The organism is Rhizobium sp. 25PS6 (genome assembly GCF_032464655.1).
Lineage (GTDB): Bacteria > Pseudomonadota > Alphaproteobacteria > Rhizobiales > Rhizobiaceae > Rhizobium > Rhizobium laguerreae.
This window is the reverse complement of record NZ_JAWDIV010000007.1, coordinates 221,099-238,507: the sequence shown is the minus strand read 5'-3', so window position 1 is coordinate 238,507 and position 17,409 is coordinate 221,099. Positions and strand designations below refer to the sequence as shown.

Here is a 17,409-nt window from a genome sequence, read left to right as displayed (position 1 = left end):
CGAACCAGACGAAGACAAAGGGGCGATCGCCGTCATGCATCGCTATAAATTCGTTCTGACGCGACCGCTGCAGTTCCTGCCCGTGATCTTCGGCATCAGCGTCATCACCTTCATTCTGGTCCGGTTGATCCCCGGTGATCCCGCACGCAACATCCTCGGGACGCGCGCGACGCCGGCAGCACTGGCCAGCATCCACGCGCAATACGGCCTCGACCAGCCGATGTGGCTGCAATATGTCTATTTCCTCAAGAACCTTGCCAACGGCGAGATGGGCAAGTCGATCCTCTACAAGATCGACGTGCTGAAGCTGATCGTCACTCGTATCGAGCCGACGCTTGCACTCGTCGTCTCCAGCGTCGTGCTTTCGGTCCTGATCGCGGTGCCGATGTCGGCGATCGCCGCGCGCAATGCCGGCCGGGCGCCGGATCATGCGGTGCGCATCGTCTCGACCTTCGGCATCGGTTTTCCGCCCTTCTGGCTGGGGTTGATGCTGATCATCCTCTTCAGCGTTGAACTCGGTATGCTGCCGGTTTCGGGCTATGGTGCGACGATCGGCGAAAAGCTGTCGCATCTCGTGCTGCCGAGCCTGACGGTGGCGCTGTCGCTCTCGACCGTGCTGACGCGCAGCCTGCGGGCGGCGATGATCGAGCAGCTGAAGTCGGATGTCGCGACGGCGGCGCGAGCCCGCGGCATGCCGGAGGGAATCGTCTTCTGGCGGCATGTCCTGCCGAATTCGCTTGTGCCGACCATCAATCTGCTTGCCGTTAACATCGGCTGGCTGATCGGCGGCACGGTGGTGGTCGAGAGCGTCTTTGCGCTGCCCGGAATGGGGCAGCTGCTCGTCAGGGCGATCTTCTCACGCGACTACATGGTGGTGCAGGGCGTCGCCATGGTCTTTGCCTGCGCCACCGTGCTCATCAACTTCATCGCCGACATCGTCACCGTCGCCGTCGATCCGAGAGTGAAGCTATGAGCATCGAGGCGATCACCCCCGCCTCCCCCGGCTGGCGCCGGTTCTTCGGCCAGCGGCCGATGCTTGTGTTCAGTGCCGGCCTGCTGCTGTTCTTCGTCCTGCTGGCGATCGGTGCGCCCATCGTCGCGCCTTACGACCCGATCATGCAGAATGCCGAGGTGCGCCTGCAGGCGCCTTCGCTGTTACATCCCTTCGGCACCGACAATTTCGGCCGCGATATCCTCTCCCGCGTCATCTGGGGCGCTCGCCTCGACCTGCAGATGGCGCTGATCGGCGTCATCTTCCCCTTCGTGATCGGCACGACGGTCGGCACGATCGCCGGCTTTTTCGGCGGGATCGTCGATGCGCTGTTCATGCGTCTTGTCGATATCATCCTCGCCTTCCCCTTCCTGGTGCTGATGCTGTCGATCATCGCGATCCTCGGCCCGGGCCTCGGCAGCTTCTACATCGCCATGGCGCTGGTCGGCTGGGTTTCCTATGCGCGGTTGATCCGGGCGCAGATGCTGGTGCTGAAAGGCAGCGACTACGCCGTTGCCGCCGTCAGCCTCGGCTTCAGCCGCCCGCGCATCATGTTCCGCCACCTGCTGCCGAACGCGATCGCCGGCTCGATCGTCTTTTCGATGTCCGATGCGACGCTGGTGCTGCTCAGCGGCGCCGCCGTCAGCTATCTCGGCCTCGGCGTCCAGCCACCGATCGCCGAATGGGGCGTCATGGTCGCGGAAGGACAGAGCTTCATCACCACGGCATGGTGGATCACTTTGTTTCCCGGCCTCTCCATCGTTTGCCTCGCCTTCGGTTTCAGCATGCTGGGCGACGCGCTCGGCGAACTGCTGGGGGTGCACGAATGAGCGGCTCCGTGTTGTCCGTCCGTGATCTCACCGTCAGGGCGCATGTCGATTCCGGCCCGCGCATGCTGCTCGATGCGGTCTCGCTCGACCTCGGCAGGGGTGAGATCCTCGGTCTTGTCGGCGAGAGCGGCTCGGGCAAGAGCCTGTTCTGCCGTTCCCTGGTGCGCCTGCTGCCCTCCTCGCTGCTGAAGATCGAAAGCGGTAGCGTGCTGCTCGAAGGGCGTGACCTCATGCGGATCGATGATGGCGAGATGCTGAAAGTGCGCGGCGGCGAGATCGGCATGATCTTCCAGAACCCGACCAGCCATCTTGACCCTGTCATGCGGATCGGCGATCAGATCGCCGAGGGCATCCGCTATCATCAGGGCCTCGGCGCCCGCGAGGCCCGCACCGCGGCGACGGAAATCCTGGCGCAGGTGGGTTTTCCCGATCCCGCGCGCCAATACGATAGCTACCCACACGAATTTTCCGGCGGCATGCGGCAGCGGGCGATGATCGGCGTGGCGCTGTCCTGCAATCCGAAGATCCTGATCGCCGACGAGCCTACGACGGCGCTCGATGTGACTATCCAGGCGCAGATCCTGCGGCTGTTGATTGACATTCGCGATCGGCGTGGCCTGTCGATCATTCTGATCACCCACGATCTCGGTATCGTTGCCCAGACTTGCGACCGTATTGCCGTGCTGCGCGGCGGCAAACTACTCGAAGAGGGGCCGAAGCGGACGATCCTGGCGCGGCCGCAGCATCCCTATACGATCAACTTGATCAACAGCCACCCTTCCATACCGGGCGCGACATCAGCGCCGTTGCCCGAGCTTGCCGAAGCCAGAAACCCGGCGAGACCGTTGCTCGAAATCGATGATCTCCATGTGCGCTTCAGAGCCGGCGGCGCCCTGCTCAGGGGCGGTGCGAAGACGGTCAGCGCCGTTGCCGGCGTCAGCCTGCAGATCATGCCGGGCGAGACGGTCGGCATCGTCGGCGAATCCGGCAGCGGCAAGAGCACGCTTGCCCGCGCCGTGCTCGGCCTCACCCCGCTTTCCTCGGGTCACGTCACCTTCGACGGCGTCGATCTGGCGCTGCAGAAAAACGCTGGCCTGGCAAAGCTCAGGCGCGAGACGGCGATGGTCTTCCAGGACCCATACAATGCGCTCAATCCGAGACTGACGATCGGGCAGATGCTGGCCGAGGTGCTGAAGGTGCAGGGCAAGGTCGCCAGGGGCGATATCCCTGTTCGAATCGGCGAACTGCTCGATCTCGTCGGCCTCGAACGCGAATTCGCCGGCCGCAAACCGCGCAGCATGAGCGGCGGCCAGTGCCAGCGCGCCGGCATCGCCCGAGCCCTTGCCGTCGATCCGAAGCTGATCATCGCCGACGAATGCGTGGCGGCCCTCGACGTCACCATCCAGGCGCAGATCATCGAGCTCTTCCGCGATCTCACGGCGAAGATGAACCTCACGCTGATCTTCATCGCCCATGATCTCGCAATCGTCCGCAATCTCTGCGAACGCGTTGTCGTGATGTATCGCGGCGAGATCGTCGAGGAAGGCCGCTCCGAAGAAGTCTTCGCGCGGCCGAAGCATCCCTATACGACGGCGCTGATCGCCGCCATTCCCGATATCGATCCTGACAAGCGGCTGCTGCAAGGCGCCGACGGCAAGGACGGTCCGCATTCGATGCCGATTCAATCAATCAAACGCATGCCATAACAACGAAGGGAACGAACACATGACAAACAGGTGGAAATCAATCGGGCTTGCAGCCTTGCTCGCCGGTCTGACGCTCAGCGCAAGCTATGCCGAGGCCGCCGGTGTACTCACCATCGGCCGCCGCGAGGATTCGACGACATTCGATCCGATCAAGACCGCGCAGAACATCGACAACTGGGTGTTCTCCAACGTCTACGACGTGCTGATCCGCGTCGACAAGACAGGCAGGAAACTGGAGCCGGGTCTTGCCGAAAGCTGGACCACCTCGGATGACGGGCTGACCTACACGTTCAAGATCCGCGATGCAAAATTCTCGGACGGTTCGCCGCTGACGGCGGAGGACGCGGCCTACAGCCTGCTGCGCATCCGCGATGACGCGGCCTCGCTCTGGAGCGATTCCTACAAGGTGATCGACACGGCCGTGGCGACCGACGCGCACACGCTGACGATCAAGCTCAAGAACCAGTCCGCGCCGTTCCTTTCGACGCTGGCGCTGCCGAATGCCTCGGTCATCTCCAAGAAGGGCATGGAATCGCTAGGCGCCGATGCCTATGGCGAAAAGCCGATCGCATCCGGTGCCTTCGTGGTCGAGGAATGGCGGCGCGGTGACCGCGTCATCCTGAAGAAGAACCCGAATTTCTGGCAAGCCGACCGCGTCAAGCTCGACGGCGTCGAGTGGATCTCGGTGCCTGACGACAATACCCGCATGCTGAACGTTCAGGCCGGCGAGCTGGATACGGCGATCTTCGTGCCCTTCTCCCGCGTCGAGGAGCTGAAGAAGGACCCGAATCTCAACGTCGGTATCGACGCTTCGACCCGTGAGGACCATCTGCTGATCAACCATGCGCATGGCGCGCTCGGCAAGAAGGAAGTCCGTCAGGCGCTTGATATGGCGATCGACAAGAAGGCGATCGTCGATACCGTCACCTTCGGCCAGGGCACGGTCGCCAACTCCTACGTTCCGAAGGGCGCGCTCTATTATTATGCCGACAATTTGCAGCGCCCCTACGACCCTGAGAAGGCCAAGAAGATGCTGGCGGATGCCGGTGTCTCCAACTTGACGCTGAACTATCTCATCCGCGCCGGCGACGAAGTGGACGAGCAGACGGCAGTGCTTGTCCAGCAACAGCTCGCCAAGGCCGGCATCACGGCGAACCTGCAGAAGGTCGATCCAAGCCAGGAATGGGATATGACGGTTGCCGGTGATTACGACATCTCGGTCAACTACTGGACGAACGACATTCTCGATCCGGACCAGAAGACGACTTTCGTTCTCGGCCACGATTCCAATAACAACTATCTGACCAACTACAAAAACGAGGCGGTGAAGGAACTGGTCGCCAAGGCCCGTCTCGAGCTCGATCCGAAGAAGCGCGAACAAATGTATGTCGATCTGCAGAAGATGGCCAAGGACGACGTCAACTGGATCGACCTCTATTACAGCCCCTATATCAACGTCTCGCGCAAGAATATCGAGAACTTCTACCAAAACCCGCTCGGCCGCTTCTTCCTGGAAGACACGGTCAAGAACTGAGTTCGGGCAGTATGCTGAAGCTCCGTCGCCGTAAAGGCGGCGGAGCTTCATTGATTGCTGCGACACTTGGCTGGGGCCGCTTGCTTACTCGGCGGCCGCGAGCTTGTCCTGCGTCCTGGTGTCGAAGTCGCTGGCGTCGTGGCGCTCGTGCAACTGACTCGATGGCTCGCCGGAGAGGCGGTTGACCATGCGGCCGCGTTGCACGGCCGGCCTGCTGTGGATGGTGTCGGCCCAGCGCAGCACGTTCTTATAGTCCTCGACCTTCAGAAACTCGGCTGCACCGTAGGTCCAGCCCTTCACCAACCCGCCATACCAGGGCCAGACGGCAATATCGGCGATCGTATATTGGCTGCCTGCCAGATACTCGCTTTCGGCAAGGCGACGATCGAGCACGTCGAGCTGACGCTTCACTTCCATGGCGAAGCGGTCGATCGCATATTCGATCTTTGTCGGCGCATAGGCGTAGAAATGGCCGAAGCCGCCGCCAAGATAAGGCGCGCTCCCCATCTGCCAGAACAGCCAGGACAGGCATTCGGCCCGCGCGCTCGGCTCGGTCGGCAGGAAAGCGCCGAATTTTTCGGCGAGATAGGTGAGGATCGCACCGGATTCGAAGACGCGGATCGGCTTTGGCCCGCTGCGGTCCATCAGGGCCGGTATCTTGGAATTGGGATTGACGGCGACGAAGCCGCTGCCGAACTGATCGCCATCGCCGATCTTGATCAGCCATGCGTCATATTCCGCACCTTCATGGCCAAGGGCCAGCAGTTCCTCGAGCAGGATGGTGACCTTCTGGCCGTTCGGGGTGCCGAGCGAATAGAGCTGCAGCGGATGGCGGCCGATCGGAAGCTCCTTCTCATGCGTCGGTCCCGCGATCGGGCGGTTGATGCTGGCGAATTGGCCGCCATTCGCCTTGTTCCAGGTCCAGACCTTCGGGGGTGTGTAATCGGAAGAACCGCTCATCTTTCAAAACTCCTGATATTGGTCAGACAGAGCGCGGCGTCAGTTTGGCCGCCGCATTTTTCCTGACATAGCAGAGGCGATAAGGTTTTGTCAGAGGTGTCGGAGCGGCTTCACACAATCGTCAGAGTGTTGGCCAAGCCCATGGCTCTACCCATCATATTCGGTTGCTGCGACGATTGCTCGACCATCGCGATCAGTTTTCGGTTCCAGAGAAAGCAATGATCTCGTCCAGCTGCCCGACGAGCACGCGGCTGCCCTCGACGTCGGTCGCCATCCTGGAGAAGACGTCCGCCATGCCGCGGAAGATGGCCGCGGCCGGATCATCTTCTCCAAGGAAATCGGCGATCTCCTGCATTTCGGCAACCCATCGATAGGCTTTCGGATACATGTCGGGAATGGATCTCGACAGCTTGCGGTCGACGTCGGGAAGGCTTTCGAAGAGCTCCGCCTTCAGGCTCTCGGCAGCACCGGAACGCGATGCCGCAAGCAGCATGGCGGTGCCAAGGCCGATAAATCCCTTGTTGATGCCAGCATAACACATCTTCAGTGCCTAGGCGGCGCCGAGCGGTCCGTCGAGCCTGCGGATCCTGAGGCCGCAATCATCGAGCGGCCTGCTTCGCTCCGCGGTATCGCCGCTGATATAGATGGTCGGACCTGATTTTCCGGGGACCGGCGGCCCGCCGATGATCGCACCGTCAAGCACTTCGAGTCCGCTGCCTTCGAAGAGTGCCGCCAGCGCCTGCATCGTTTTCGGCGCAATCGCGTTGAGGTCGACGAAAGGCGGCGGCGCGGGCATCGCCGACGATATGTCCGCGACGAGTTCGGCGACCTTGATCGCCTCCGCCGGTGGAACGATCGACAGGATCAGCTCGGCCTTCGTCAGCTCCCGGCGGCCGACCGGCACCATGCCGGCTGCCTTTGCCCACGCTATCGTCTGCTCGCTCCTGTCCTCGAGATAGGTCAGCACCGCAGCGCCATGGTCGATCAGCCGTCTGGCGATGGCACTTCCCATTGCGCCCGATCCGATTCTCGCAAAATTCGATGGCCATATCGTCAACTGCGACGATTCAGCCCGCAGGTTCGTTCCAAAGAGCTGGCAGCTTCGTGCGCGCTGCCGTTGCGGCACTTTTTCTTGATATTCGTCAATGCCGGGACGGTCGACACCGGTATGATCGGTGCTATCATTCGCATTCGAGGATATGGATTTCAAATGTATCGGACAATCATCTGCGGCATCGGCATGGGTCCGCGCCAAACGGCCTGCCGCCTTCTGCGCCGGGCTGCTGCGCTGATGGACGAAGGCGGAAGCATCGTCGTCATGCACGTCATCGAGAATATTCCCCGCCGTCACCTGACGGAGCTTCCCGAAGAATTCGAAACGACCGCCATCGTCGACGCCGAAAAGAAACTGGCATCGCTTTGCAAGGAGCTGGGAATTCCGGCGATGATCGAGGTTCGTATCGGCGTTGCTGCCTCCCTGCTCGTCTCCAGGGCAAGGGAGAAATCGGCCGACCTTATCCTGGTTTCATCCCATGTGACCGATATCACCGACTATGTCTTCTCCTCGATCGTCGACAAGGTCGTGCGCCATGCCGGGTGCTCGGTTCTTATCGATCGGCGCCCCGATCACGCGCAGGAAGGCTCGGCGTCCCCAGCGGAAGACGCGGCGTTGTTCTAAGTAAGCTCTGGCTTGCGTGACAGCGGGCTCTTTGTCGGATTGACGTCGATCATAGCGGCCGGCCTCCCCCTCCCCGGCGGCGGCTCGACAACCTATATCATTGCCAAGCCAACCAGCAGTATTCGCTGCCCGACCGGAGACATGTATGAGCCAGGATCCCTACGAGCTTCTGGGCGTGAAACGCGATGCAACGCAAAAGGATATTCAAAGCGCGTTCCGCAAGCTCGCCAAGAAACTTCACCCCGACCTTAACCCCGGCGACAAAAAAGCTGAGGAACGGTTCAAGCAAATTTCAACGGCCTACGAGATATTGAGCGATGAGGAAAAACGCGGACGCTTCGACCGCGGCGAGATCGATATAACGGGCGCCGAGCGGGCGCAGCGCAATTATTACCGCGACTACGCGTCGAAGAGCGGGCCTGGCGATCCCTACCACAACAGCGCCGGCTTTGCCGATTTCAGCGATGCCGACGATATCTTCGCCAGCTTCTTTTCACGTCGTGCCGGCGGCGGCCAGACCCGTGGTCGTGGCCGTGACCGGCAATTTTCCATGGAGGTCGACTTTCTCGAGGCCGTCAACGGCACCAGGACGGAGGTCAAGATGCCGAATGGTCCGGCGCTCGACGTACAGATCCCGCCGGGGACGCGCGACGGGCAGACCTTGCGGCTGCGCGGCAAGGGCGAGCCGGGCGTCGGCGGTGGGCCGGTGGGCGATGCCCTGATCGAAATCCGTGTGCGCCCGCACCGCTTCTTTACGCGTGACGGCGACGATATCCGCCTGGAGCTGCCGATCTCCCTCAGTGAGGCCGTGCTTGGTGGCAAGGTTCGCGTGCCGACGCCGTCGGGACCGGTCAATCTGACACTGCCGCCTCATTCGAACACGGGCAAGGTCCTGCGTCTCAAGAGCAAAGGTGTTTCAAAACGCGGCGGCGGACACGGCGACGTCTACATCTCGCTGAAGACCGTGCTGCCCGACGCCTCGGATGAGCGGTTGACGGCCTTCATGAAGGAATGGGCGACGGCAAACTCCTACGATCCGAGAAAGAACATGGAGGCTTGATCATGGATGATCTCGAATTCCGTCTTTACTTGAAAATCGACATCGTCCAGCTCGACTTCTGGATCGAACAGGGTTGGCTGATCCCGGAGACATCGGGCGGCAAAAGGCAATTTCGCGACGCCGACGTCGCCCGCGCCCGGCTAATCCTCGACCTCATGGGAAACATGGGTGTCAATGAAGCCGGCGTCGATATCGTCATGGAGCTGGTGGACGAGTTGCACGGCCTGCGGGGAACGATGGGCAAGCTGATGACCGCCATCGGCAAGCAGGAGCAGGATGTTCAGCGCCGACTGTTCGAGAGCCTCGAGGAGATCGACCGGTTTTAACCACAACCAGCTTCTACGTGGTGAACCAATAGCGGACGATGTGGAAGAACAGCGGCCCGGCGAAGGTGATGGAGTCCAGGCGGTCGAGCACGCCGCCATGGCCTTCGATCACATAGCCCCAATCCTTGGCATTGAGATCGCGCTTGATGGCCGAGAGCACGAAGCCGCCGAAGAAGCCTGCGACGACGATGACCGTGCTGACGGCAGCTGCCTGCAGCGGCGAGAACGGCGTCAGGCGATAAAGCAGCGTTCCCACGAGGATGGCCGAGACGCCGCCTCCGACCAGTCCTTCGATCGTCTTCGACGGGCTGATATTCGGCGAGAAACGATGCTTTCCGAGGAGCTTGCCCCAGACATATTGGAAGACGTCGCTGAGCTGCACGACCACCACCAGATAGACCAGGAGAAGTGCGGACGGCGTGCCGGTCTCCAGCATGAGCAGGGCGGGAGCGTGGCTGATCGAATAGACCGTCAGCATCAATCCCCATTGCACCCTGGCGCTGCGGGCAAGGAATTCGTTGACGTCACCCGTCAAGGTCGCCACCGCCGGCAGGATCAGGAAGGCATAGACCGGAATGAAGATCGCAAACAGGCCGTACCACTCCGTTCCGAGCAGGACATAATGCAGCGGCAGCACAACGAAGAAGGACAGGAAAAGCGCCAGGTGATCGCCGCGCCGCGATGGTGTTAGCGTCCAGAATTCGCGAAGCGCCATAAAGGACAGGAATGCGAACAGGATGACCGTCGCCGTGTCGCCGAGCAGGATCGCGCCGCCGAACACCGCGACCATGATCCACCAGGAGCGGATGCGGGCGTTGAGGTTTTGGACGGTGGCGACTGAACCGGGTTCGGTCGCGCGCCGCTGAAGGATAAAACCGATGGCCGAGGCGACGGCAAGCAGACCGAGGATGGCGGCCAGCACGATGGAGAACAGGCTGGTCATGCGGCATGCCCCCCATCTGCGAGCTCAATGACCGCGGCACGGGCACGGGCCAGGAATTCGGTCTTTTCCTCGCCTGGTTCGACGCGGAGCGGCTTGCCGAAGCGCGCCGTGCAGGTGATCGGGACGATCAGCATGCTTCCCTTCGGCAGGATGCGCTGGAGGTTGTCGAGATGGATCGGCACGAGATCGACATCCGGAAAACGGCAGGCGAGGCGATAGATGCCGCTGCGGAACGGGGCGATCTCATCGGTGGTGCTTCTCGTTCCCTCAGGAAAAATCAGGATCGAATGTCCCTCCTCGAGCAGACGCTCTACCGGAGCCAGCGGATCGCTGTCCGGCGGAGGCTTGCGGTCTATTAGGACGGCACGCAGGCCTTTCTCCGCGATGAAACGGCGAAAGGCGGTCGTTCCCCAATAATCGCGCGCCGCAACCGGATGGGTCATCCGGCGCACCTGATATGGCAGGGCCGCCATGACGGCGACGGTATCGATATGGCTGTTGTGATTGGCGAAATAGATGCGGCGGCTGGGATCGGGCGCACAGCCGCGCCACTCGCTTCGGGCGCCGACCAGGATACGGACGAACAGCACGAGAAGCCGACGGACGAGCGCGATCATAGTCTCTCCAGGGAACGGGCAAGCGTTATCGTGCGTGTGATGCAGGTGACAAGGCTGCCGGCGGCGGTGACCGCGGATGCCAGGATTAGCGACCAGTGGCCGCCTGATACCAGCGTCTCGACGCTCTGGGCGAGGAGGCCCGCCGTCAGCACCGCCATGCGGCGCTGTTTGGCCATGATACCGCTGAAGTCTTGGGGAAGACCGACCGATCCTCCAAAGACCCTGATATAGGCGGTGAGTGCGGCGAGCAGCGCAGCCAGCCAGCCGAGCCAGCCAAAGCCGCAGGCATAGCCGGCCGCGACGAGAAACAGGCTGTCGGCGACCCGGTCGGGGAATTCATTGTAGAGCGGCCCGCTCTTGGTTTTCTTGCCGCCTTCGATCGCGACCATTCCGTCCAGCAGATTGCAGACGAGCCGCAGTTGCACCGAGATAGCGGCACAAACCATGGCAATCGGATGTGTTGTGAAAACGATGAGTGCTGCGCCTATACCCGCGAATACGACCGATAAAAGCGAAATGCCGTTCGGTGTCGCGCCGCTGCGCGCCAGCCATGCGCTGAGGCCGATAGCCCAGGACGACGACCGGCTCGCGATCGGTCGCCGCGAGGCGCCCTCTTCTTCCCCCATTTTATGTCCCCCAACCCCAATGATCCTTGCATATCCTGCCGACGTCGCCGCGCCAAGACATAACACCTTGTAAATCCAGCCCCATAGTCTCCGCGCCTCGACGAGCCGGCGGCGAGTGTGGGTCGAACAGCCTGATTTTTAAGCCTATTTGCTGCTTGACACATTTTTGGGCGCTATTATGATTTTTGAACCAAATGGTAAAAAAGGGGAAACATTCAATGACCAAAGATATGCTGATTTCACGCCGGGCAGTGATCGCGTCCGGCATTGCGCTTGGGGTCAGCGGCTTTGCCCCGCTGGCAAGGGCGGCTGCGCCGCTGAAGGTTGCCGGCATTCATGCGTCGCCGGTCGAAAATGCCTGGAACTCCTGTCTGCACAAGGCCCTGCAGGACGCGGCCAAGGAAGGCGTGATCGAATATGTCTTCTCCGAAGGAGTCTCCGGCACCGACTATCCGCGCGCCATGCGCGAATATGCCGAACAGGGCAACAAGCTGATCATCGGCGAGGCCTATGCGGTGGAGAAAGAGGCCCGGCAGGTCGCGACCGACTATCCCGACACCGCTTTCGTGCTGGGTTCGAGCGGCGAGCAGGCCGGCGACAATTTCGGCGTCTTTGGCACCTGGAACCATGACGGCGCCTATCTCGCTGGCATGCTGGCGGGCAAGATGACCAAGTCGAATGTCGTCGGGTCGGTCGGCGCCATTCCGATCCCCGAGGTCAACATGCTGATCAATGCGTTCGCGGCGGGCGTCAAGGCGGTCAACCCGGACGCAAAACACCTCGTCTCCTTCATCGGCACCTTCTTCGATCCGCCGAAGGCCCGCGAAGCCGGTCTTGCCCAGATCGACGCCGGCGCCGACATTCTATTTGGCGAGCGTATCGGCACAGCCGATGCCGCCAAGGAACGCGGCATCAAGTCGGTCGGCTCGCTGATCGACTATACGCCGCGTTATCCGGATACGGTGTTTGCCAACGCCATGTGGTATTTCCGCCCGATCTTGGACGCTGCGATCGCCGATGTCGCTGCCGGAAAACCGGTCGGACGGAACTACACGTCCTACGGCCTGATGAAGGAAGGCGGCAGCGATATCGTCTTCGTGAAGGGTGTCGCGCCCGCCGAGGCCGAGGCTGCGATGGAAGCCAAACGGGCGGAGATCAAGGCCGGCACCTTCGAAGTTCCGAAGATGATGGACGAGCCGAAGTAATTCGGCTCATGCAAGGCGATGCAACAGACCTGGCGGCAGCGATCAGGCGCGGTAGCCTGAGCGCAGCGGAGGCGATGCAAGCTTCCCTTGAGGCGGCTGCGCGGCAGGAGCCGCTCGGCGCCATCGCCTATCTCGATGCCGCCATGGGCCTCGTCTCGGCAGAGGACCGCGACCGGGAGCGGCGGAGCGCGCCCAGTCGCTTTGCCGTACGGCCTTTCGCCGGTGTACCGACCTTGGCAAAGGATCTTGGCGGCCCATTCGCCGGGCTGCCGGTGACGGCCGGCTCCCGGCTGTTTGAGAGAAAGGGCGGCGAAGCGGATTCCGATCTCGCCTCCCGTTTCCGCGACGCCGGTTTCTGCCTGTTCGGCCTGACGACGAGCCCGGAATTTGGCCTGTCGCTCGCCAGCGAACCGGCGATCGGGCCCGTCTGTCGCAACCCCCTCGATCCGACACGAACCGCGGGCGGCTCCTCCGGCGGTGCGGCGGCAGCGGTTGCCGCCGGGATCGTCGCGATTGCGCATGCCACCGATGCCGGCGGCTCGATCCGTGTGCCGGCCGCCTGCTGTGGCCTTGTCGGAATGAAACCGACGCGCGGCGCGATCCCGGGCGGGCCATCCTTCGGCAACCATCTCGCCGGTATCGCCAGCGAACTCGCGGTCTGCCGCTCGGTGCGGGATACCGCGCTGATTTTCGACAGGCTGAGCGGCAATTCCCGAGGACCTTTTCCTGACCCCTCCCCTGTTGATAGCGATAACGGCCGTTTGCGGATTGGGCTGCTTGTCGATACCGGCTCAGTCTATCCGACTGAGGGCGTTCGGCTCGCAACAGTGGAGGCTGCGGCCCGTGCGCTGGAGAGCGACGGGCACGAAATGGTTCCACTGACCTGGGCCGACTTCGAATGGGCCGTCGCCGCCAGTGGTCGCGCCTTCGCCGATATCGTCTCCGTCAACCTTGCGGCGCTCATCGAGGTTGCGGCCCTTGATGAAAGCAGGGCCGAGCCTCTGACGCAGGCCTTTGCGGCGCGCGGGCGGACACTTCCGGCCACATCGCTCTGGAACACGCTGAACGAGGCCGTCCTGGTGAGCCATAAGCTCTGGGCGCTGTTCGACAGGGTCGATTGCATCGTCATGCCGATGCTGTCTTCCGCGCCTCTTGCGATCGGTTCCTTTCCATCAGATCATGCCGACACGGATCTGCATCTCGAGCGGATGACGGCATTTGCGCCGCTTGCCTGCCTCGCCAATATTTCGGGTTTTCCTGCTTTGACACTGCCTTTCGGACAGGATGAGCACGCCATGCCGCTGCCGGTGCAGCTGATGGCGCCGATGGGTCACGAGCCGCACCTGCTGTCGCTTGCCGTCCGGCTGGAGGCCGAGGGGCGGTGGCAGCATCGTTTTCCCATCGCGGGACTGCCGTCATGACCGGGCCTGTGCTGGAAATTATCGGCGTCAGCAAGCGCTTTGGCGACAATCTCGCCAATGACGATATCTCGATGACGCTTGCAAGGGGTGAGGTCGTGGCCCTGCTCGGTGAGAACGGTGCCGGTAAGACCACGCTGATGAGCATCCTTTTCGGCCACTACATGCCGGATGCCGGCCGAGTCCTGATCGAAGGCACGGAGGTGCCGCAGGGCAAGCCGCGGGCGGCGATCCGCGCTGGTGTCGGCATGGTGCATCAGCATTTTTCACTCGCACCCAATCTGAGCGTTCTCGAAAATGTCATGACCGGCACCGAAAGGTTGTGGTCCTGGCGCTCGGGAACGTCGGCGGCGCGGAAGAAGCTGCTCACAATTTCCGAGCGCTTCGGCCTCAAGGTCGATCCGGATGCCCGCCTTGGCGACCTGTCGGTCGGCGAGCAGCAGAGAGTCGAGATCCTCAAGGCGCTCTACAACGACGCCCGCATCCTGATCCTCGACGAGCCGACGGCGGTATTGACCAATATCGAGGCCGAACGGCTGTTCACGACGCTGAGGGAAATGGCCCGCCAGGGCCTGTCGCTGATCTTCATCTCGCACAAGCTCGACGAGGTGATGGCGGCTGCAGACCGCATCGTGGTCTTACGCGGCGGCAAGATGGTTGCCGAACGTAAGGCGTCGGACACCAGCAAGGCGGAACTCGCCGAACTGATGGTCGGGCGTCGCGTGACCAGGCCCGTGCGCGAGCCGTCGACACCGGGTGCCGTTGCCCTTGAAGCGGCCGATGTGACGGTGCGTATCGGCGGCGTCGACCGGTTGAAATCGATCAGCTTCCGGCTTCACCAGGGCGAGATCCTCGGCATCATCGGCGTTTCCGGCAATGGCCAGGCGGCACTGGCGCATTTTCTCTCCGGTATGCTGGCGCGGAACGCTGGCGACCTTCTGCTGTTTGGCGAAGCCATCGGCAATCTCAGTGTCGAGGATGTCGTCGAAGCCGGCATCGGTCGCATACCCGAGGACCGCAACGAAGAGGGCGTGATCGGCGAAATGGCGATCTGGGAAAACACCGTGCTGGAGCGCCTCGCATCGCCGGCCTTTTCGCGCCATGGTCTCGTCAACCGCAAGGCGGGCATGGCTTTCGCGAGCGAAATTATCGACGGCTTCGATGTCCGTGGCGGCGGCCCTGCCATCCGCACCCGCCTGCTCTCCGGCGGCAATATGCAGAAGCTCATTCTCGGCCGCAATCTGCATCGGCGGCCGCGGATCCTGATCGCGGCGCAGCCGGCGCGTGGCCTCGATGAAGGAGCCGTGGCCGCCGTGCACGCACGCCTGCTCGAAGCCCGCCGGCAGGGTACCGCCGTGCTGCTGATCTCGGAGGACCTCGACGAGGTGATCGCGCTTGCCGATCGCATACAGGCGATCGTCGGTGGCCGCCTGTCGCCGCCCGTCGAGGCCGAAGACGCCGATGCCCGCAGGCTGGGGCTGATGATGGCCGGCGAATGGCAGGAAACCCCAGAGGCCGGCCATGCGATTTGAGCGCCGCGAGCACCGTCCGGTTTACCTGCTGATCGTCACCCCTGTGATCGCGGTCATCGCGGCACTGGCGCTGGCCGGCATCCTGATATCAATCGCCGGCGCGCCAGTGCTCGATGCCTATTGGCGCATCCTGACCGGTGCTTTCGGCTCGCGGCTGTCGGCGACCGAGACGCTGACGCGGGCAACGCCGCTGATGCTGACGGGGCTTGCTGCCGCCGTCGCTTTTCGGGCGCGGCTCTGGAATATCGGCGCCGAGGGCCAATTCTATCTCGGCGCCATCGCCGTTGCCGCGGCAAGCGCGAAACTGTTCGGCGATCTTCCCGCCCCCATCCTCATTCCGCTGCTGCTGCTGGTCGGCGCCATTGCAGGGATGGTGCTGATCCTGATCCCGCTCTGGCTCAGGCTGCGCTTCTCGGTCGATGAAGTCGTCACCAGCCTGCTGCTGAATTTCATTGCCGTGCTCTTCGTCTCGATGCTGATCGATGGCGTTCTCAAGGATCCGCTGGCCTTCGGCTGGCCGCAGTCGCAATCCGTCAGCGATCACGCCATGCTGCCGAAGCTGATCGCCCGCTCGCGCCTGCATATCGGCTTTGCGATCGCGATCGCGCTGGCGGTCGTCGTCCATTTCGTCCAGTCCCGCACCGTGTTCGGCATGCAGTCGCGCGCAGCGGGCCTCAATCCCGGCGGCGCGATCTTCGCCGGCGTCCCGCTCGGTAGAACGCTGGTGAAGGTCGCCTGTCTCTCCGGCGGGCTTGCGGGGTTGGCGGGAGCGATCGAGGTCATGGGCGTCAAGGGTTATGTGACGACCGACCTGTCGCCGGGCTTCGGCTATGCCGGTATTGTTGTCGCCATGCTTGCCAACCTCAATCCACTCGGCGTCGTCTTCGCCGCCATTTTCACGGCCACCATGTTCGTGGGGGCGGATGGTATGAGCCGCGGCCTCGGCATCCCGACCTATATCGCCGATGTCACGGTGGCGCTGTCGCTGCTGACGATGCTGATCGCCTTGTTCTTTACCCAATACAGGATCCGGCGATGATGCAGCTGTTCGACATCATCGCTTCCGCCGGGCTCTGGGCGGCAATCCTGCGGATCGCCACGCCGCTGATTTTCGGCACGCTCGGCGCATTGCTGTGCGAACGCGCCGGTGTGCTCAATCTCGGCATCGAGGGCATCATGACCTTCGGCGCGATGATCGGCTGGCTTTCCGTGTATCATGGGGCCGATCTCTGGACCGGCCTGTTGATCGCGGCAATCGCCGGCGGCGTCTTCGGTCTGCTGCATGCAGGCCTGACGGTGACGCTCGGTCTCTCCCAGCACGTCTCCGGTCTCGGCGTGACGCTCTTTGCCTCCAGCTTCAGCTATTATGTCTTCCGGCTGATCGTGCCGCTTGCCAATACTCCGCCCACCATCGTGCCGTTCCAGCCGATCACCATTCCCGGTCTCTCGACATTGCCCTTCATCGGGCCAGCCTTCTTCACGCAGACGGCGCCGACCTATCTCGCGATCATGATCGCCCTGCTGATGGCCTACATCATCTTCCGCACGCCCGTGGGGCTTGCAATCCGCATGACCGGCGAGAATCCGCATGCGGCGGAGGCCCAGGGCGTCAATCCGATGAAAGTGCGCTACGGCGCGGTCATCGCAGGAAGCGCGCTGATGGGAATGGGCGGCGCCTTCCTGACATTGTCGGCGTTCAACAGCTTTTTCCCGACCATGGTGCAGGGGCGTGGCTGGATCTGCATCGCGCTTGTCGTCTTCGCCTCCTGGCGGCCGGGCCGCGCGCTGTTCGGCGCCCTGCTCTTTGCCTTCTTCGATGCCTTTCAGCTCCGATTGCAAACCGCGCTGAGCGGGCTTTTGCCCTATCAGCTGTTTCTGATGACGCCCTATATCCTTTCCATTGCCGCCCTTGCCGTCATGGCCCGCCGCGCCCGCGTTCCACAGGCGCTGATGCAGCCCTATCGCCGCGGCGAACGCTGAAAC

General features: G+C 62.5%; 16 protein-coding genes and 1 pseudogene. 12 read left to right on the top strand and 5 right to left on the bottom strand.

All coding sequences use genetic code 11. The features are described 5' to 3' along the window. The first annotated feature begins 34 nt into the window (after positions 1–34). Genes RWK44_RS12810 through RWK44_RS12795 form a run of 4 tightly spaced genes read left to right on the top strand, consistent with a single transcriptional unit; the run spans position 35 to position 5,061 of the window. Positions 35–973 carry an ABC transporter permease gene (locus tag RWK44_RS12810; RefSeq protein WP_077979839.1) on the top strand — a complete coding sequence of 313 codons (939 nt, stop codon included), beginning with the start codon at positions 35–37 and terminating at the stop codon, positions 971–973. Next, a complete protein-coding gene (locus tag RWK44_RS12805) occupies positions 970–1,821 on the top strand; it encodes an ABC transporter permease (protein WP_077979838.1) in 852 nt (283 codons plus the stop codon). The genes RWK44_RS12810 and RWK44_RS12805 overlap by 4 nt, the downstream gene beginning before the upstream one ends. After that, entirely contained in the window at positions 1,818–3,527 is a 1,710-nt protein-coding gene (locus RWK44_RS12800) for a dipeptide ABC transporter ATP-binding protein (protein WP_077979837.1), read from the top strand. Before RWK44_RS12805 ends, RWK44_RS12800 begins: the two co-directional genes overlap by 4 nt. A 19-nt stretch (positions 3,528–3,546) precedes the next feature. Next, positions 3,547–5,061, top strand: a complete 1,515-nt coding sequence (locus RWK44_RS12795; RefSeq protein WP_131641862.1) for an ABC transporter substrate-binding protein — start codon at positions 3,547–3,549, stop codon at positions 5,059–5,061. 84 nt (positions 5,062–5,145) lie between these two features. Here RWK44_RS12795 and yghU read toward each other — a convergent pair whose 3' ends face one another. Continuing rightward, positions 5,146–6,021: a glutathione-dependent disulfide-bond oxidoreductase gene (gene yghU / locus RWK44_RS12790; protein WP_077979835.1), complete on the bottom strand. Its 876-nt coding sequence runs from the start codon at positions 6,019–6,021 to the stop codon at positions 5,146–5,148. A gap of 193 nt (positions 6,022–6,214) precedes the next feature. Continuing rightward, positions 6,215–7,099, bottom strand: a pseudogene (locus tag RWK44_RS12785) (DUF1932 domain-containing protein). A 132-nt stretch (positions 7,100–7,231) separates the two neighbouring features. On the opposite strand from RWK44_RS12785, the gene RWK44_RS12780 reads away from it, so the two are divergent. From RWK44_RS12780 to RWK44_RS12770, 3 genes are all read left to right on the top strand, one after another. After that, positions 7,232–7,699 carry a universal stress protein gene (locus RWK44_RS12780; protein WP_170269334.1) on the top strand — a complete coding sequence of 156 codons (468 nt, stop codon included), beginning with the start codon at positions 7,232–7,234 and terminating at the stop codon, positions 7,697–7,699. A 145-nt stretch (positions 7,700–7,844) separates the two neighbouring features. After that, positions 7,845–8,759 carry a J domain-containing protein gene (locus RWK44_RS12775; RefSeq protein ID WP_316028874.1) on the top strand — a complete coding sequence of 305 codons (915 nt, stop codon included), beginning with the start codon at positions 7,845–7,847 and terminating at the stop codon, positions 8,757–8,759. Between the two features lie 2 nt (positions 8,760–8,761). Next, positions 8,762–9,085 (top strand): chaperone modulator CbpM, encoded by a 324-nt coding sequence (locus tag RWK44_RS12770; RefSeq protein WP_026264673.1) that lies wholly within the window; start codon positions 8,762–8,764, stop codon positions 9,083–9,085. A 13-nt stretch (positions 9,086–9,098) separates the two neighbouring features. Here the strand turns inward: RWK44_RS12770 and RWK44_RS12765 are convergent, their stop codons facing one another. From RWK44_RS12765 to RWK44_RS12755, 3 genes are read right to left on the bottom strand one after another with little or no spacing between them, the layout of a single operon-like run. After that, positions 9,099–10,028 carry a phosphatidate cytidylyltransferase gene (locus RWK44_RS12765; RefSeq protein WP_170269332.1) on the bottom strand — a complete coding sequence of 310 codons (930 nt, stop codon included), beginning with the start codon at positions 10,026–10,028 and terminating at the stop codon, positions 9,099–9,101. Beyond that, a complete protein-coding gene (locus tag RWK44_RS12760) occupies positions 10,025–10,645 on the bottom strand; it encodes a lysophospholipid acyltransferase family protein (RefSeq protein WP_131665788.1) in 621 nt (206 codons plus the stop codon). Before RWK44_RS12760 ends, RWK44_RS12765 begins: the two co-directional genes overlap by 4 nt. Then, the gene (locus RWK44_RS12755; protein ID WP_221986563.1) at positions 10,642–11,271 is read right to left on the bottom strand and encodes a CDP-alcohol phosphatidyltransferase family protein; all 630 of its coding nucleotides are present in this window, start codon (positions 11,269–11,271) and stop codon (positions 10,642–10,644) included. Before RWK44_RS12755 ends, RWK44_RS12760 begins: the two co-directional genes overlap by 4 nt. Positions 11,272–11,489: 218 nt before the next feature. On the opposite strand from RWK44_RS12755, the gene RWK44_RS12750 reads away from it, so the two are divergent. Genes RWK44_RS12750 through RWK44_RS12730 form a run of 5 tightly spaced genes read left to right on the top strand, consistent with a single transcriptional unit; the run spans position 11,490 to position 17,406 of the window. Beyond that, positions 11,490–12,476, top strand: a complete 987-nt coding sequence (locus tag RWK44_RS12750; protein ID WP_131665790.1) for a BMP family protein — start codon at positions 11,490–11,492, stop codon at positions 12,474–12,476. An 8-nt stretch (positions 12,477–12,484) separates the two neighbouring features. Continuing rightward, the gene (locus RWK44_RS12745) at positions 12,485–13,897 is read left to right on the top strand and encodes an amidase (protein ID WP_316028873.1); all 1,413 of its coding nucleotides are present in this window, start codon (positions 12,485–12,487) and stop codon (positions 13,895–13,897) included. Next, on the top strand, positions 13,894–15,426 hold the full coding sequence (locus tag RWK44_RS12740) for an ABC transporter ATP-binding protein (protein ID WP_131665792.1): 1,533 nt from the start codon (positions 13,894–13,896) through the stop codon (positions 15,424–15,426). The genes RWK44_RS12745 and RWK44_RS12740 overlap by 4 nt, the downstream gene beginning before the upstream one ends. Further along, positions 15,416–16,465 (top strand): ABC transporter permease, encoded by a 1,050-nt coding sequence (locus RWK44_RS12735; protein ID WP_222061962.1) that lies wholly within the window; start codon positions 15,416–15,418, stop codon positions 16,463–16,465. The genes RWK44_RS12740 and RWK44_RS12735 overlap by 11 nt, the downstream gene beginning before the upstream one ends. After that, on the top strand, positions 16,462–17,406 hold the full coding sequence (locus RWK44_RS12730) for an ABC transporter permease (RefSeq protein WP_131665794.1): 945 nt from the start codon (positions 16,462–16,464) through the stop codon (positions 17,404–17,406). Before RWK44_RS12735 ends, RWK44_RS12730 begins: the two co-directional genes overlap by 4 nt. Positions 17,407–17,409 lie beyond the last annotated feature (3 nt).

Bases quoted from the DNA above. Each gene is read 5' to 3' on its own strand.
- RWK44_RS12780 (WP_170269334.1), top strand. From the start codon at position 7,232: ATGTATCGGACAATCATCTGCGGCATCGGCATGGGTCCGCGCCAAACG.
- RWK44_RS12760 (WP_131665788.1), bottom strand. From the start codon at position 10,645: ATGATCGCGCTCGTCCGTCGGCTTCTCGTGCTGTTCGTCCGTATCCTG.
- RWK44_RS12765 (WP_170269332.1), bottom strand. From the start codon at position 10,028: ATGACCAGCCTGTTCTCCATCGTGCTGGCCGCCATCCTCGGTCTGCTT.
- RWK44_RS12800 (WP_077979837.1), top strand. From the start codon at position 1,818: ATGAGCGGCTCCGTGTTGTCCGTCCGTGATCTCACCGTCAGGGCGCAT.
- yghU (WP_077979835.1), bottom strand. From the start codon at position 6,021: ATGAGCGGTTCTTCCGATTACACACCCCCGAAGGTCTGGACCTGGAAC.
- RWK44_RS12775 (WP_316028874.1), top strand. From the start codon at position 7,845: ATGAGCCAGGATCCCTACGAGCTTCTGGGCGTGAAACGCGATGCAACG.
- RWK44_RS12735 (WP_222061962.1), top strand. From the start codon at position 15,416: ATGCGATTTGAGCGCCGCGAGCACCGTCCGGTTTACCTGCTGATCGTC.
- RWK44_RS12770 (WP_026264673.1), top strand. From the start codon at position 8,762: ATGGATGATCTCGAATTCCGTCTTTACTTGAAAATCGACATCGTCCAG.
- RWK44_RS12730 (WP_131665794.1), top strand. From the start codon at position 16,462: ATGATGCAGCTGTTCGACATCATCGCTTCCGCCGGGCTCTGGGCGGCA.
- RWK44_RS12750 (WP_131665790.1), top strand. From the start codon at position 11,490: ATGACCAAAGATATGCTGATTTCACGCCGGGCAGTGATCGCGTCCGGC.
- RWK44_RS12755 (WP_221986563.1), bottom strand. From the start codon at position 11,271: ATGGGGGAAGAAGAGGGCGCCTCGCGGCGACCGATCGCGAGCCGGTCG.
- RWK44_RS12805 (WP_077979838.1), top strand. From the start codon at position 970: ATGAGCATCGAGGCGATCACCCCCGCCTCCCCCGGCTGGCGCCGGTTC.
- RWK44_RS12810 (WP_077979839.1), top strand. From the start codon at position 35: ATGCATCGCTATAAATTCGTTCTGACGCGACCGCTGCAGTTCCTGCCC.
- RWK44_RS12795 (WP_131641862.1), top strand. From the start codon at position 3,547: ATGACAAACAGGTGGAAATCAATCGGGCTTGCAGCCTTGCTCGCCGGT.
- RWK44_RS12745 (WP_316028873.1), top strand. From the start codon at position 12,485: ATGCAAGGCGATGCAACAGACCTGGCGGCAGCGATCAGGCGCGGTAGC.
- RWK44_RS12740 (WP_131665792.1), top strand. From the start codon at position 13,894: ATGACCGGGCCTGTGCTGGAAATTATCGGCGTCAGCAAGCGCTTTGGC.